Annotated in this window: 15 protein-coding genes; 7 read left to right on the plus strand and 8 right to left on the minus strand. The window is 61.0% G+C overall.

Features of this window, described 5'->3' with window-relative positions; genetic code table 11:
- Positions 1–41: 41 nt before the first annotated feature.
- The 3 genes from LRO94_RS26705 (at position 42) to LRO94_RS26715 (ending at position 4,093) form a co-directional block, all read left to right on the plus strand.
- Complete coding sequence (locus tag LRO94_RS26705) at positions 42–1,124, plus strand: hypothetical protein (protein ID WP_095185111.1); 1,083 nt, start codon at positions 42–44, stop codon at positions 1,122–1,124.
- Between the two features lie 63 nt (positions 1,125–1,187).
- Positions 1,188–1,979, plus strand: a complete 792-nt coding sequence (locus LRO94_RS26710) for a substrate-binding periplasmic protein (RefSeq protein WP_032884074.1) — start codon at positions 1,188–1,190, stop codon at positions 1,977–1,979.
- Positions 1,980–2,200: 221 nt separating this feature from the next.
- Complete coding sequence (locus tag LRO94_RS26715) at positions 2,201–4,093, plus strand: DEAD/DEAH box helicase (RefSeq protein WP_032884076.1); 1,893 nt, start codon at positions 2,201–2,203, stop codon at positions 4,091–4,093.
- A 95-nt stretch (positions 4,094–4,188) separates the two neighbouring features.
- On the opposite strand, the gene LRO94_RS26720 is transcribed toward LRO94_RS26715, so the two are convergent.
- Positions 4,189–4,767 (minus strand): YceI family protein, encoded by a 579-nt coding sequence (locus LRO94_RS26720; RefSeq protein WP_032884079.1) that lies wholly within the window; start codon positions 4,765–4,767, stop codon positions 4,189–4,191.
- Positions 4,768–4,799: 32 nt separating this feature from the next.
- Complete coding sequence (locus LRO94_RS26725; protein WP_032884081.1) at positions 4,800–5,351, minus strand: cytochrome b; 552 nt, start codon at positions 5,349–5,351, stop codon at positions 4,800–4,802.
- Positions 5,352–5,623: 272 nt separating this feature from the next.
- Between LRO94_RS26725 and LRO94_RS26730 the strand changes: the two genes are divergently transcribed.
- Entirely contained in the window at positions 5,624–7,030 is a 1,407-nt protein-coding gene (locus LRO94_RS26730; RefSeq protein WP_032884084.1) for an adenosylmethionine--8-amino-7-oxononanoate transaminase, read from the plus strand.
- Between the two features lie 32 nt (positions 7,031–7,062).
- Positions 7,063–7,782, plus strand: a complete 720-nt coding sequence (locus tag LRO94_RS26735) for a 16S rRNA (uracil(1498)-N(3))-methyltransferase (RefSeq protein WP_179179787.1) — start codon at positions 7,063–7,065, stop codon at positions 7,780–7,782.
- 73 nt (positions 7,783–7,855) lie between these two features.
- Here the strand turns inward: LRO94_RS26735 and LRO94_RS26740 are convergent, their stop codons facing one another.
- The 3 genes from LRO94_RS26740 to LRO94_RS26750 are packed head-to-tail and all read right to left on the minus strand — an operon-like array spanning position 7,856 to position 10,377.
- Positions 7,856–8,758, minus strand: a complete 903-nt coding sequence (locus LRO94_RS26740) for a transporter substrate-binding domain-containing protein (RefSeq protein ID WP_032884089.1) — start codon at positions 8,756–8,758, stop codon at positions 7,856–7,858.
- Positions 8,759–8,774: 16 nt separating this feature from the next.
- Positions 8,775–9,125 (minus strand): RidA family protein, encoded by a 351-nt coding sequence (locus LRO94_RS26745; RefSeq protein WP_032884091.1) that lies wholly within the window; start codon positions 9,123–9,125, stop codon positions 8,775–8,777.
- A gap of 10 nt (positions 9,126–9,135) precedes the next feature.
- Complete coding sequence (locus LRO94_RS26750) at positions 9,136–10,377, minus strand: D-amino acid dehydrogenase (protein ID WP_095185116.1); 1,242 nt, start codon at positions 10,375–10,377, stop codon at positions 9,136–9,138.
- Between the two features lie 109 nt (positions 10,378–10,486).
- On the opposite strand from LRO94_RS26750, the gene LRO94_RS26755 reads away from it, so the two are divergent.
- On the plus strand, positions 10,487–11,389 hold the full coding sequence (locus LRO94_RS26755; RefSeq protein WP_032884095.1) for a LysR family transcriptional regulator: 903 nt from the start codon (positions 10,487–10,489) through the stop codon (positions 11,387–11,389).
- Between the two features lie 20 nt (positions 11,390–11,409).
- Here the strand turns inward: LRO94_RS26755 and trhA are convergent, their stop codons facing one another.
- Entirely contained in the window at positions 11,410–12,027 is a 618-nt protein-coding gene (gene trhA, locus LRO94_RS26760) for a PAQR family membrane homeostasis protein TrhA (protein WP_032884097.1), read from the minus strand.
- Positions 12,028–12,171: 144 nt separating this feature from the next.
- Here trhA and LRO94_RS26765 point away from each other — a divergent pair, with 144 nt between their 5' ends.
- Positions 12,172–13,086 carry a LysR family transcriptional regulator gene (locus LRO94_RS26765; RefSeq protein WP_032884099.1) on the plus strand — a complete coding sequence of 305 codons (915 nt, stop codon included), beginning with the start codon at positions 12,172–12,174 and terminating at the stop codon, positions 13,084–13,086.
- A gap of 110 nt (positions 13,087–13,196) precedes the next feature.
- Here LRO94_RS26765 and madM read toward each other — a convergent pair whose 3' ends face one another.
- On the minus strand, positions 13,197–13,961 hold the full coding sequence (madM, locus tag LRO94_RS26770) for a malonate transporter subunit MadM (RefSeq protein ID WP_032884101.1): 765 nt from the start codon (positions 13,959–13,961) through the stop codon (positions 13,197–13,199).
- A 1-nt stretch (position 13,962) separates the two neighbouring features.
- Positions 13,963–14,367, minus strand: coding sequence for a malonate transporter subunit MadL (gene madL, locus LRO94_RS26775; protein ID WP_032884103.1), 405 nt, complete (start codon positions 14,365–14,367; stop codon positions 13,963–13,965).
- Positions 14,368–14,373 lie beyond the last annotated feature (6 nt).

The raw sequence follows: 14,373 nt of genomic DNA on the forward strand, positions 1-14,373 counted from the left end.
TTTTTTCGTCTACATGTCCCCGGAAAGGAAGCCAGCAGTAAATGAATACAGCGTCCCCGACTCCTCGCCCCCAGCTGATTTACCTGGTATTCGGCGCCGAGACCTACCATCAGGAAGCCGTATTCAGCATCGCCAGTGCCGTTGCCCAACTGGGCGGGCCTCAGGATATGCCGTTAGACATCCAAGTGTTCAGCGACAACCCGGCCCCGTACCGTGGCTTGCCAGTACAGGTCCACACATTGGACAGCGCCACGCGACAACGCTGGAGCGAACCCCACGGCTACCATTTCCGTACCAAACATGTGCTGTTGCGTCAGGTGCTGGAAACGGCGGAACTGGCGCTGCTGATCGACACCGATACATTTTTCCACGACTCGCCCATGGCATTGTTCGAGCGCGTAACACCGGGCACCGTGCTGTGCAACGCCTTCCAGGCCAAGTATGGCGACAACCGCGAAAGCGTACTGTATGAAGCCCTGGCCAAGTACCTGGCCGACAAAGGCCTCGCCGACGATGATATGTGGCTGCTCAACTCAGGCGTGATGGGCTTGACCCGGCAAGATGCGCACATTCTGGACCGTTCGATCGAGTTGATGGATGAGCTGTTCCCCATGGCTCACGGCGCCTACACCCTCGAAGAGTTCTGCCTGTCAGTAGCCGCGTACCGCACGCTCAACGTGCGCCAGTGCCCGGACCTGATCCATCACTATTGGAGCCGCAAGCAGTTGTTCCGGGCCAAGGTCAAGGCGTGGGTAACCAAGCATGCCGCCGCCCCTCTCTGCGCCCAGGCCCTGGCCGATACACGCAAGGTCTCCGCACACCTGCCCCGCCCACCACGCTTGCAGCGCCTGATGTACAAACTGATCACCCTGGCGCTGCCCAAGCGCAAGCAGCAGTTCATCCGTGAGATTCTCTACGGCTGCTACGAGCACGAAAATGAATTCGACAAGGCCTGCGGCCCAGTTTGGTGGGAAAAAGCCCTTCAAAACCAGGAAGAACGCCAGAAATGCCCGGTGGACGCACACCAACTCGAACACTGGTTCGCCAACCCCGTGGTGCGCCTGATTCTGGGGGAGCGACGCGCAGCCATCTATGAACACCTGATGACCTCGCCCACAAAATAGAGCGGCCCGCAGAAGCTTAAGCCAGAGCTTCTCTTTAACGCACGGGCGTCGTAACCTCAGGGCATGCCTGTCATTCTGAAGCTGTTGATCGCCGCGTTTTTCACTTGCCTGAGCCTGGCCGCTTACGGCGAGAAACTGCGCATTGTCACCGAGCCCTGGGCGCCTTATGTGTATGAAGAAGACGGCGCCATGCACGGGCTGGATTACGAAACGACGGTGATCGTATTCCAGCGCCTGGGGGTCGAAGTGCAATGGCAGTTCCTGCCCTGGAAGCGCTGTCTGGCCATGCTTGATCAAGGCCATGCCGATGGCGCGCTGGATATTTTCCACAGCCACGACCGCGACGCCCTGCTGCTGTACCCCAGCGAACCGCTGTCTGAAGTGGAGTTCGTAATGTTCTACGCCAACGACCGTCCGCATCCGGTCCAAAGCCTCGACGACTTGCGTGGCCTCACAGTCGGCACGTCGCCAGGCTACCTGTACGGATTACCCTTCAGCGACTCCACCTTATTCAACCGCGAGCCGGCCCCCAGCCATGAAGCCAACTTCGGCAAATTATTGCTGGGGCGCATCGACCTTGTGATCACCGACCGCCGGGTTGGCCAGCACGTGATCAAGACACTGGGCCTGGAAGGCAAGGTCAGCCAGGCCCCCGTTGTCGTCAGCCGCCAGCAGCAGTACCTCGCCGTACGTCGTGGCGCAGGCATGGACCTGCTGGTGCAACGCTTTGCCGCCGAACTCAAACGCTTCAAACAGGAGCCGGCCTACACGGCATTGAGCGCCAAATATGGTGGATTCGAAGCGATTACGGCGTCCGGACACACCGTTGAGCAGCAGGAAAGCGGCGCACCGTGATTGCTCTGCTATACTCCGGCCTTCCCGCCAGGCTTACGCCCGGCCGCTGAGGTCTTGAAAAAGGCACCCAACCCCGCTACTGCGCAGCTTTCAGCCCGCGCGAGCCGGTGGAGTGCCCGCCAGACGCAGCAGGACCGGACGGGATTGCGCTCCCCTAAGCGCCATTCACGCCCGGCAAGATTATCCCTTTGGGCCAAGCCCTAACTAAAACAGGATTACTCATGTCCTTTGCTTCCCTCGGTCTCTCCGAGGCTTTAGTCCGCGCCATCGAGGCAGCGGGCTATACCGAGCCTACTCCGGTGCAACAGCGGGCCATTCCCGCCGTGTTGCAAGGTCGCGACCTGATGGTTGCGGCTCAGACAGGTACTGGTAAAACCGGCGGCTTCGCCCTCCCGATTCTGGAGCGGTTGTTCCCCAACGGTCACCCGGACAAATCCCAGCGTCACGGCCCGCGCCAACCACGCGTACTGGTTCTGACCCCTACCCGCGAACTCGCCGCCCAAGTGCACGACAGCTTCAAGCTGTATGCCCGCGACTTGAAGTTCGTCAGCGCCTGCATCTTCGGCGGCGTCGGCATGAACCCACAGGTTCAGGCCATGTCCCGTGGTGTTGACGTGCTGGTGGCATGCCCTGGTCGCTTGCTCGACCTGTGCGGCCAAGGCAGCGTCGATTTGTCCCACGTGGAAATCCTCGTGCTGGACGAAGCCGACCGCATGCTCGACATGGGCTTTGTCCATGACGTGAAAAAAGTCCTCGCCCGCCTACCGGCCAAACGTCAGAACCTGCTGTTCTCGGCAACGTTCTCCCAAGACATCACCGCCCTGGCCGGCAAGCTGCTGCACAACCCGGAGCGCATCGAAGTCACGCCGCCGAACACCACGGTCGAGCGTATCGAGCAACGCGTCTTCCGCTTGGCCGCCAGCCACAAGCGCTCGCTGCTGGCCCACCTGATCACCCACGGTGCGTGGGAGCAGGTGCTGGTGTTCACCCGTACCAAACACGGCGCCAACCGCCTGGCTGAATACCTGGACAAGCACGGCCTCACCGCCGTCGCCATCCATGGGAACAAGAGCCAGAACGCGCGCACCAAAGCCCTGGCTGACTTCAAGGCCGGCAGCGTACGCATCCTGGTAGCGACCGATATCGCCGCACGCGGCCTGGATATCGACCAGTTGCCACACGTGGTCAACTTCGAGCTGCCAAACGTCGATGAAGACTATGTGCACCGTATCGGCCGTACTGGCCGTGCCGGTCGTTCGGGTGAAGCCATTTCCCTGGTTGCACCGGACGAAGAAAAACTGCTGAAAAGCATCGAGCGCATGACCAAGCAGAAAATCGCCGACGGCGACCTGATGGGCTTTGATGCCAGCGCTGTAGAGGCCGAAAAGCCTGAAGTGCGCGAACGTCCTGACGTGCGTAACCCACGCAACCCACGCGGTCCGAAGGGCGATGGCCCGAACGGCGGCGGTGGTGGCGGTGGTCGTCGCGACAAAGGCAAAGACAAAGGCGGCAAGGAAAAAGCGCCAACCAACGGCCGTGGCGAACGCCCAGCCCGCGAGCAGAAGCCTCGTGAAGGTACCCCGGCCCGCGAACAGCGTCAGCCGAGCCAACCGCCGCGCGCTGCAGCCGACCGTGCCCCGGACGAGTTCCTCGACGACGACGTGGATAACTTCGGTAACCGCGTCGACTACGTGCCACAGGCCAAACCGGCCCAAGGCCGTGGCCGTCGTCCAGGTGCCCCAGCACAGGGCGCCGGCGCAGGCACTGGTGCACCCCGTGGCGGTCAGCCACAGGGCGCGCGCCAGAACGGTCCGCGCAACAGCAGCGGCGGCACCACCGGCACCCCGCCTGCCAAACGCAGCGGCCCGCGTAGCGGTGCACCGCGAGACGGCCAGGCCCGCCGCGAAGATTCGCGCAGCAACAACCGCCGCCCAGCCCGTGACGACCAGCCTCGTTCGTCCGAGCCAGCCGTGCAAAACCCGCGCGGTGGCCCAGCGCCGAAGATCATCCACAAGGAGTCGAAAGCTGACCGCTTCCCGACACCTGAGCAGTTGGATCAACTGCCAGGCCGTCCTCGTGGTGAAAAACCAGCGCTGCTGACTCGCAACCGCTGAGTTTCAAAGCTCCATAAAAAATGCCCCGCCTCTTTCGAGACGGGGCATTTTTTTTGGACTCAACAAAAACGAATGAGCCCTGCTGTGGGCAGAAATTACTTCTGCTTAACACCTTCCAGCGAGATGTCCAGGTTAACAGTCTGCGAAGACGGGCCCGGGCCTTTGATGCCAAAGTCGTTCAGGTCCAGCGTAGTGGTGGCGTTGAAGCCCGCACGCTCGCCGCCCCATGGATCCTTGCCTTCACCGTTGAAGGTAGCCTTGAAGGTCACAGGCTTGGTCACGCCGTGGAACGTCAGGTCGCCGGTCACGTCAGCAGTTTTTTCGCCGGTGGATTTAACAGCGGTAGATACGAACTTGGCGTCAGCAAACTTGGCAACGTCCAGGAAATCCTTGCTGGCGATGTGCTTGTCACGCTCAGCGTGGTTGGACCACAGGCTGGCGGTTTTCACGTCGACGGCGATTTTGCTGGCTTCAGGCTTGGCGGAATCCCAGCTGAACGTACCATCCCAGTCCTTGAAGGTACCGTGGATGTAGCTGTAGCCCAGGTGGCTGATTTTCCAGTCGATGAAGGCGTGTTGGCCTTCCTTGTCGATTTTGTAGTCAGCGGCCATCACCTGACCTGCAGACAGCAGCGCTGTACCGATTGCCAGAGCGGCGAGGGTCTTCTTCAACATGCTTTATATTCCTTGTGAGTCGAGGTTGAACATCAGGCTTTGCGCCCCAGCATTCGCGTGAGGGTCGCATCACGATCGATAAAGTGGTGTTTCAACGCAGCCACGCCGTGCAAGCCGGCGAAAACCACGAGCACCCAGGCCAGGTACAAATGCACCAAGCCCGCGTTGTCTGCCTGGTCCGGTAGACCGGAAACCACGGCAGGAATTTCAAACAGGCCAAACACCGGGATACCGACACCATCGGCGGTGGAAATCAGGTATCCGGCAATCATCACGGCAAACAGCCCGAGATAAAGGAACGCGTGGCCGAACGCGGCACCGATGCGGGTCAAGCGGCTGTAACTGGCCAACGGCGGTGGTGGCGGGCTGATCAGGCGCCAGACGATACGCACCAGCATGATGGCGAACAGCGTGATGCCAATGCTCTTGTGCAGGTCCGGCGCGTCTTTGCGCCAGGCGCTGTAGTAGTCGAGCCCAACCATCCACAAACCCAGGGCGAACAGACCGAACACAACCAGGGCCACACCCCAGTGCAAAATCATACTGACCCAGCCATAACGGGCCGGTGAGTTACGTAGCTGCATGTACTTAATCCCGTAAGAGCTGCGCCCAAGACTAGCGATTTACCTATCGAATTAAAGCGGAAAATTTTGCTTTGAAATATCGAGAAATACGATCTAGAGCGTATGCACAATAAGTTAACCAAGGATTAAGGACTATCCCTAACAAACGTGACAGTCCGTCCCGCGTTTACTCCGAATTCCCCACAATGGCTTGTGACCCAGGCCTCCATTGCATAGGCTTGCGCGATTGTTTCGCCTGCGCTGTTCGCAGGACCGCTTCGAGGAGATCACCGATGGGCTTGAACAACCAGTGGATGCAACGCGACCTCGCCGTGCTGTGGCATCCCTGCACCCAGATGAAAGACCACCAGCAGCTGCCGCTGATCCCGATCAAGCGCGGGGAAGGCGTCTGGCTGGAAGACTTCGAAGGCAAGCGCTACCTCGACGCTGTCAGCTCCTGGTGGGTCAACGTGTTCGGCCACGCCAACCCACGCATCAACCAACGCATCAAGGACCAGGTCGACCAACTGGAACACGTGATCCTCGCCGGCTTCAGCCACCAGCCGGTGATCGAACTGTCCGAACGCCTGGTCGCGATGACCCCTGAAGGCCTGACCCGATGCTTCTATGCCGATAACGGTTCGTCATGCATCGAAGTCGCGCTGAAGATGAGCTTCCACTATTGGCTCAACCGCGGTTTGCCGAACAAAAAGCGCTTCGTCACCCTGACCAACAGTTACCACGGCGAAACCATCGCCGCGATGTCAGTGGGCGACGTGCCGCTGTTTACCGAAACCTACAAGGCGCTGCTGCTCGACACCATCAAGGTGCCAAGCCCGGACTGCTACCTGCGCCCCGAGGGCATGAGCTGGGAAGAGCACTCGCGCACTATGTTCCTGGCCATGGAACAGACCCTGGCCGACAACCATGACACCGTCGCCGCCGTGATCGTCGAGCCGCTGATCCAGGGCGCTGGCGGCATGCGCATGTACCACCCGGTGTATCTGAAGCTGCTGCGCGAAGCCTGCGACCGCTACGGCGTGCACCTGATCCACGACGAAATCGCCGTGGGCTTCGGCCGTACCGGCACGATGTTCGCCTGTGAACAGGCCGGCATCCGTCCGGACTTCCTGTGCTTGTCCAAGGCCCTCACCGGCGGTTACCTGCCGTTGGCGGCGGTGGTCACCACAGATGATGTCTACGACGCCTTCTACGACGACTACCCGACCCTGCGCGCGTTCCTGCATTCCCATAGCTACACCGGCAACCCGCTGGCGTGCGCCGCGGCCCTGGCGACCCTGGATATATTCGAAGAAGACAACGTCATCGAAAACAACAAGGCCCTGGCCCAGCGTATGGCAACCGCCACTGCCCACCTGGTCGATCATCCCCATGTGTCGGAAGTGCGCCAGACCGGCATGGTATTGGCCATCGAAATGGTCCAGGACAAGGCCACCAAAACCGCCTATCCGTGGCAGGAGCGCCGTGGTTTGAAGGTGTTCGAGCATGCCCTGGAACGTGGTGCGCTGCTGCGGCCATTGGGCAGCGTGGTGTATTTCCTGCCGCCGTATGTGATTACGCCGGAGCAGATCGACTTCCTCGCCACCGTTGCCAGCGAAGGCATCGATATCGCGACCAATAGCAAGGTCAGCGTCGCCGTGCCAAAAGACTTCCACCCAGGCTTTCGCGACCCGGGCTGATGGTTCCTACCTAAATTCTTCAGAGAACAGACATGAGACTGTCCCGCTTTTTCACCGACACCCCGCTGAGCCCCGGTGACCATGAACTGCCAGAAGCCCAGGCGCATTACATCAGCCGAGTGCTACGCATGGTCGAGGGCGACGCCGTGCAATTGTTCGACGGCTCCGGCCTGGAGTTTCGCGGCACATTGCTGGAGGTCGGGAAAAAACGCGTCACCGTACAACTCACCGAAAGCTTCACGGGCCAGACCGAATCGCCGCTGCACATCCACCTTGGCCAGGGCCTGTCCCGGGGCGAGCGCATGGATTGGGCAATCCAGAAAGCCACTGAACTGGGGGTCAACGAAATCACCCCGATTTTCAGCGACCGCTGCGAAGTGCGACTCAAGGACGAGCGCGCTGACAAACGCCTGCTGCACTGGCGCCAGGTGGCGATCAGTGCGTGCGAGCAATGCGGGCGTTCGACGGTGCCGGTGATTCACCCACCGCTGTTGCTGGCGGACTGGCTGAAGCAGGTCGAGGCGGATCTGAAGCTGGTGCTACACCCGGTGGCAGAGCCGATGGTCAGCCATGCCAAGCCTGCGAGCCTGGCGTTTCTGATCGGGCCGGAAGGCGGGCTGACTGACAATGAAGTCGACACCGCCCAAGCGGCCGGCTTCCATGCCGCCCGTCTCGGCCCACGGGTGCTACGTACCGAGACCGCGCCAGTGGTAGCGCTGGCCGTCGCCCAACAACTCTGGGGCGACTTCTAGCCCACAGCTGCAAAAACGATCGTAATGCGGGAGGGACTTGCTCCCTCCCACATTTAGATTCGGTTACCCCTTCTTACTCCACCGGATCACTCACCGGCTTGGCAATAATCGCCTTCAACTCGCTGGTCATCGGGAATTCCAGGTTCAAGCCCTTGGGCGGAATCGGCTGTTCAAACCAGCGCTGGTAAATCCCGTTGATCTCCCCCGAGCGGTACAGGTCGCCGAGGGTCTCGTTGACCACCGCAAGAAACTGCGGATCGTCCTTGCGCACCATGCAGCTGTAGATCTCCCGCGACTGCTCCTCGCCCACCACCACCCATTTGTGCGGGTCCTTGGCTTTGGCGCGTTCGCCGTAGAGGAGCGCGTCGTCCATATAAAACGCCACGGCGCGGCCCGTCTCCAGCATCTTGAACGCTTCGCCATGATCCTTTGCGCTGATCACGAACATATTGGTTTTGTGCTCGGCGTTGTAGCTCTTGAGAAAACGTTCGTTGGTGGTGCCGGCGGTGGTCACCACGTTCTTGCCGGCAAGGTCGGTGAAGCCTTTGATGCCGCTGTCTTTAGCCGTCAGCAACTGGCCTTTCACATAAATAAACCCATAGGAAAATGCCACCTGCTTCTGGCGCTCGGCGGTCACTCCGGTGGAACCGCATTCCAAGTCAACGGTGCCGTTCTGCACCAGCGGAATTCGCGTCTGGGACGTCACGAGGTTGTACTTCACCTTGAGGTCGGCCACTCCGGTTTTCTGCTGGATGCGCTCGACAATCTTGCTCGACAGGTCCACCGAATAACCCATGGGTTTGCCGCTGTGATCCCCCACATAGGAAAACGGCACCGACGCATCGCGATAGCCCAGGGTGATGGACTTGGCGTTGGCGATCTTGCTCAACGTGCCGTTCAGCGCCGGTTCATTTGCCTGAACCTGAGCCCCTAACAACAGCCCCACGGTACAACCGGTCAACAGGATTTTTTTCATTGTTCTGCTCCGTTGGTTATTTACGTACAGCGATGACACTGATTTCCACCAACACACTCGGTCGCGCCAGCTCCGCCTGCAGGGTGGTTCGCGTGGGCGCCATCCCCGGCGACAGCCACGCCGACCACACCTCGTTCATCGGCGCAAAACCGGTGCCGATGTCTTTGAGGTAAATGGTCGCATTGAGCAGATGGTCCTTGTCGCTGCCCGCCTGGGCCAGCAACCCGTCGATTTTGGCCAGCACTTCGCGGGTTTGTGTCGCGACATCCTGACCGTCGCCCGGTACCTGACCCGACAAGAACACCAAGTCCTTGAAAGTCACGGCACCAGAAAGACGCTCGTTGCTGCTGATTCGATTGATGGTCATGGTTACATCCTCAAGCGGCGCGGGGCGTCAGGCCCTGCATATCAATGGAAAGGGCGTGCCGACCGATCAGCTCGGCCAACAGTTGGCCGCTGCCGCATGCCAGGGTAAACCCCAGGGCGCCGTGGCCCAGGTTCAGCCACAGGTTGCGATAAACGCTGGCGCCAATCAGCGGCACACCGGTAGGCGTGGCCGGGCGCATGCCGGCCCATTCGACCGCACGGGCATAGTCGCCACCCAGAGGGAACGTCTCGACCGCCTGGCGCTTGATCAGGGCCAAACGCTTGGGCTCCAGGCCCGCGTCGAAACCGACGATATCCACCATCGCCGCCACCCGCAGTTGTTCGCCGATGCGCGCGTAGACGATTTTGCGGTCGTAGTCGGTGATGCTCACATTCGGCGCTTGGTGCTGCGGGCCAATCGGCACGCTCAGGCTGTAGCCCTTCAGCGGATACAGCGGCAGCGAAAGCCCCGGCAACCCCAACTCGGCGCTGCGATACCCCGCGGCCAATACCAGGTGCTGGACCGGCATCACTTCATCCGCCAATTCGATGGCTTGTACCGCGCCGTCCGCGTGACGAATCCCGGTCACCTTGCGCCCCAGCAAAAATCGGCAGCGCCCAGAGGCCTCAAGCCGCGCAGCCAATCGTTGGCAGAACGCGTGACAGTCCGCGACTTCCTCGTTCGGCGTGTAGATGCCGCCGACAAACCCATCGCCCGCCAGCGCCGGTTCCAGCCGCGCGCAATCGGCGGCGGACCATACCTGCTGCTGCAAAATATCCGTGACCTTGCTGCGCGCATGCGCGAATGAACGGCTATCGCGGAAAGTCACTAGCTTGCCATTGCGCCGCCAGTCGAAACCGTCCAGGTGGTCATCCTCGCGCCATTGCTGCAACGTGCGTTGGCTCAAGGAGGCCAAGCGCAGCAGGTGCTCCGCATTACGCTTATTCACCGAACCTCGGCATGCGCCGATAAACGCCGCCATCCAACGCCATTGCTGGGGATCGAGGCGTGGGCGCAATTTCAACGGAGAGTCACCGCGCACCAGCCAGCCAAGCGCTTGCAGCGGCACTCCGGCATCAGCCAACGGCGCGACATAGCGGTAGGACAGTTGCCCGCCGTTGGCGAAACTGGTTTCGCTGCCCAGTCGGTCGCGAGCGTCGATTACCGTCACTTCATGGCCGGCACGCACCAGCGCATACGCACTCGCCAAGCCAATGACCCCACCACCAATGATGCAAACCTGCCTGGCCATCCCCCGCCCCCTCGCCGTCGATTAAGTAGGCTCAAGCGTAGGGGCAGGTGACAGGCCGCCGACAATGAATAAAGATGGCTCACCTATAAACAAAGGTTATGGACTTGCCATGCGCCTGCGTCATATCGAAATCTTCCAGGCAATCCGCCAGACCGGCTCCGTCAGCGCCGCCGCGCAATTGCTGCACGTGTCGCAGCCGGCGGTAACCAAAGTGTTGCAGCACGCAGAGCTGCAACTGGGCTTCCCATTGTTCCTGCGCGTACGCGGCAAGTTGCAGCCCACGCCGGAAGCACTGGCGCTGGAGAGTGAAGTGGAGAAAGTCACCGCGAGCCTGCAAGGGGTGCGGCGTCTGGCCAAGAGCTTGCGTCGTGCGCCGGGGCAAAGTGTGCGCATCGGCGCAACCCCCGCCCTGGCACTGTCGCTGCTGCCGCCGGCGATTCTGGAATGGAAGCGCGACTATCCGGACATGGCCTGTGAACTGTCCAGCGACCACAGCCGCGAACTGGTGCAAAAGTTGTTGATGCGCGAGATTGATCTGGCGCTGACGCTCAACTTCTCCGGCCATCCAGGGTTGACCACCCAGGTGTTGGCCAACGGTGTGCTGGTGGCGTTGGCGTCCAAAGGCTATTGGCCGGAGACTGAGCTGCATCAGCCCCTGCCATTGGCCGACTTGGCGGGCGCGCCGCTGATTGGCCTGTCCAGCGCCGACCCGCTGGCGGCAAAACTCGACAGCTACCTGGAGAATGTCGACCCTGCGCCCCGGGTGACGATCTCGGTGCAAACCTATTCGCTGGCGCGCGCGATGGTGGAGTCCGGCGCGGGGTTAACGGTGATCGACCCGTTCACCGCGCTGGGCGCCTCGACGGACACCACTTGCATCCGCACGCTCACCCCGCCGCTGCCGATCACCCTGTATGCCCTGACCCGCGCCGACGGACCGCCGCCGCATATGCTGGCCAATCTGCTGGAGATCTTGGGCAAGCGGTCATGCGAGTTGTTGGGACGCCTCTAAAGACATCGCCCCTCTCACATTCAAAGCACGTAATGCATGATCGCCACAAAGTGCAGCAGGCTGCCGCCGATCACAAACAGATGCCAGATCCCATGGGAATGCCGCAGGCGGTCCTCCAGGGCAAAAAAGATAATGCCCACGGTGTACAACACCCCGCCCGCCGCCAGCCAGGTAAACCCCGCCGTCCCCAGCGCAGCGATCAGCGGCTTGACTGCCACCAGCACGATCCAACCCATCACCGCATAGATCACAATGGACAGGATGCGCGCCTCAGAGCGCGGCTTGATCTCTTGCAGGATGCCAATCACCGCCAGCCCCCACACGATGCCAAACAGCGTCCAGCCCCACGGGCCGCGCAGGGTCACCAGGCAAAACGGCGTGTAGCTGCCGGCGATCAACAGGTAGATCGAAAAGTGATCGACCTTCTGCATGATCTCTTTTCGCCGACCTTGCACGCTGTGGTACACGGTCGACGCGCTGTACAGCACCATCAACGTAAAGCCGTAAATCGCCACGCTGACGATCTTCCAGGGGCTGCCGTCCAGGCTCGCCACCACCAACATCCACACAGCGCCAATACACGCCGCGACTGCACCGAGCAAATGGCTCCAGGCGTTGAATCGTTCCCCGTGGTACATGTGTCACCGACCTCCTGTAACCGTTAACAGCTGGCGGCAAGCCTCCCGCCTTGGGCATAAGAGTGCAAGCGTCGCATGACGTTCCGGCGACGCCGCGCGGTTTTGCGGGCACAATCGAGGGCATTCGAACAAGAGCCCACGGCCATGCTGATCGACGAAGAATTCACCCTCAAAAAGCTGGAAATCTTCCTGGCGTTCATGCGCACCGGCAACCTGGCCCGTGCCGCTGCCGAACTGCAAACCAGCAATGTCAGCGTGCACCGCGCCATCCACTCGCTGGAAAATGCACTGCGCTGCCCGCTGTTCAAACACGAGGGCCGCAACCTCACCCCGCTGGAAAGCGCCTACGTCCTCGAAGAACGCGCACAGAAACTGGTGGCCGATGTGGTCGACAGCGTGCGCCTGACCCGCGAAGCCGCCGGCTTCTCGGCCGAGCGCTTCAAGTTGGGCTCGCTGTATTCGCTGACGGTCAAGACCGTGCCGCAACTGATCATGGGCCTGAAGATTCGTCGCAGCGAGCTCAATATCGACCTGATCCTGGGTTCCAACTTCGACCTGCTCTACAAGCTCAAGAACATGGAAGTGGACGCGATCCTGATCTCCCTCGATGAACAGGCCAACGACCCCGACTGCGAGCAGATCGCGCTGTTCTCCGACGACATCTTCCTCGCCACTCCGGCGGATTCACCTTTCGACCGTGATCACGAAATCGACCTGGCCGACGTGCGCGACGCGACCTTCATCACCCTCACCCAAGGCTTCGCCACCCACCAGGATGGCAACCGAGTGTTCAAGCAAGCGGGGTTCGAGCCGAAGGTGGCGATGCAGGTCAATGACATCTTCACGCTGTTGAGCATGGTCAGCTCAGGCGTGGGCTATGCGTTGTTGCCGGGACGGATTGCGGCGGTGTATGAAAACCGCGTGAAGCTGATACCGCTGCAAGCCAGGTATCGGTTGCAGCAGCAGATTGGCGTGGTGTTTCTGAAAGCCAAGGAACGTGACCCAAATTTGCTGGCGTTGTTGGCGGAGTGTCGGATGTACGCCAATCGGCAGGCTTGAGATAGCCATCGGGGGCAAGCCCCCTCCCACACTTGAATGTGTTCGCAATTCAAAATGTGGGAGCGGGCTTGCCCCCGATGAGGCCCAACCAGACAACACAACTTCCGAAGCTAGCCAACCAACCCACGCACAATGAAGTACAGCAGCGAAGGCCCAAGCAAACACCCAAGCCCGGTGTGGAACGTGGCCGTCAATGCACCATAAGGCACCAACCGTCGGTCCGTTGCCGCCAGCCCAGCCGTCACGCCGCTCACGGTGCCGGCCAAGCCACCAAACACCATCGCCGAACGCGGGTTATCCAAGCCCATCCAACGCGCCGCCACCGGTGTACCGACCATCACCAGGATCGCCTTGATCAACCCGGTCGCGATGGACAGCGCCATCACATCCGAGGTCGCGCCAATCGCCGCACCGGTCACCGGGCCGACAATGTAGGTCACGGCACCCGCGCCGATGGTGGTCATGCTGATCGCGTCGCGATAGCCAAACACCCAGGCCATGCTGGCGCCGACGATAAACGGCAGGATCGTGCCCAGCAGCAGCGCAATCACACCGATCATCCCGGCCTTGCGCGCTTCGGTGGCTTGCACCTCAAACGCCGTGGCAACGATGGCGAAGTCGCGCAGCATCGCGCCGCCCATGAGGCCGATACCGGAGAACAGCGCCAGGTCCGCCAGGCCTTTTTGCCCGCCGGTAATGGTGCCGCCGACCCAGGCCAGGATCAGGCCGATGACGATGGCAATCGCCGAGCCATGGATACGCCCGAACGTCAGGCGCTTGGACAGCACCACAGAAATCCACATCACCACGCCAACAAAGGCAAACGCGGTGATCAGGCCGTTATGTTCCAAACCTTTTTCGATGAGATCCCACATATCAGCGACCTCCCGCAGGCAGGATCAACGGCTCTTCGGCGGGCAGAGGCTCGCCCTTGTGGGTACGGCTGATCAAGGCAATGGTGCAACCACAGACCACCACCGAACCAATGGCCGCCAGCACCGCGACCGGGCCGCCGTGCAAGGCGGTCACGACGTTTTGTTGCGCGGCCATCGCCACCACCACGGGGATATACATCGCGCCCCAAAAGCCGACGCCCATCTCGCATTCCTTGGTCATGCCGCCGCGTTTTTGCATCCACAGGCGGGCGCAGATCAGCAGGATCATGGCGATGCCCACCCCGCCCACGTTAGATTTGACGCCAAGCAACACGCCGAGCATGTCGCCCATGATCACACCTGCAAGCGTGCAGATCGCCAGCAATGCCACACCGTAAATAATCATTGTTGT

The sequence above is a fragment of the Pseudomonas sivasensis genome (genome assembly GCF_021391435.1).
Taxonomy (GTDB): domain Bacteria; phylum Pseudomonadota; class Gammaproteobacteria; order Pseudomonadales; family Pseudomonadaceae; genus Aquipseudomonas; species Aquipseudomonas sivasensis.

What these genes read in the sequence shown, in the direction of transcription:
- madL (WP_032884103.1), bottom strand. Translation starts at nt 14,367, where the DNA reads ATGATTATTTACGGTGTGGCATTGCTGGCGATCTGCACGCTTGCAGGT.
- trhA (WP_032884097.1), bottom strand. Translation starts at nt 12,027, where the DNA reads ATGTACCACGGGGAACGATTCAACGCCTGGAGCCATTTGCTCGGTGCA.
- LRO94_RS26755 (WP_032884095.1), top strand. Translation starts at nt 10,487, where the DNA reads ATGCGCCTGCGTCATATCGAAATCTTCCAGGCAATCCGCCAGACCGGC.
- LRO94_RS26725 (WP_032884081.1), bottom strand. Translation starts at nt 5,351, where the DNA reads ATGCAGCTACGTAACTCACCGGCCCGTTATGGCTGGGTCAGTATGATT.
- LRO94_RS26735 (WP_179179787.1), top strand. Translation starts at nt 7,063, where the DNA reads ATGAGACTGTCCCGCTTTTTCACCGACACCCCGCTGAGCCCCGGTGAC.
- LRO94_RS26705 (WP_095185111.1), top strand. Translation starts at nt 42, where the DNA reads ATGAATACAGCGTCCCCGACTCCTCGCCCCCAGCTGATTTACCTGGTA.
- LRO94_RS26730 (WP_032884084.1), top strand. Translation starts at nt 5,624, where the DNA reads ATGGGCTTGAACAACCAGTGGATGCAACGCGACCTCGCCGTGCTGTGG.
- LRO94_RS26745 (WP_032884091.1), bottom strand. Translation starts at nt 9,125, where the DNA reads ATGACCATCAATCGAATCAGCAGCAACGAGCGTCTTTCTGGTGCCGTG.
- LRO94_RS26740 (WP_032884089.1), bottom strand. Translation starts at nt 8,758, where the DNA reads ATGAAAAAAATCCTGTTGACCGGTTGTACCGTGGGGCTGTTGTTAGGG.
- madM (WP_032884101.1), bottom strand. Translation starts at nt 13,961, where the DNA reads ATGTGGGATCTCATCGAAAAAGGTTTGGAACATAACGGCCTGATCACC.
- LRO94_RS26720 (WP_032884079.1), bottom strand. Translation starts at nt 4,767, where the DNA reads ATGTTGAAGAAGACCCTCGCCGCTCTGGCAATCGGTACAGCGCTGCTG.
- LRO94_RS26715 (WP_032884076.1), top strand. Translation starts at nt 2,201, where the DNA reads ATGTCCTTTGCTTCCCTCGGTCTCTCCGAGGCTTTAGTCCGCGCCATC.
- LRO94_RS26710 (WP_032884074.1), top strand. Translation starts at nt 1,188, where the DNA reads ATGCCTGTCATTCTGAAGCTGTTGATCGCCGCGTTTTTCACTTGCCTG.
- LRO94_RS26750 (WP_095185116.1), bottom strand. Translation starts at nt 10,377, where the DNA reads ATGGCCAGGCAGGTTTGCATCATTGGTGGTGGGGTCATTGGCTTGGCG.
- LRO94_RS26765 (WP_032884099.1), top strand. Translation starts at nt 12,172, where the DNA reads ATGCTGATCGACGAAGAATTCACCCTCAAAAAGCTGGAAATCTTCCTG.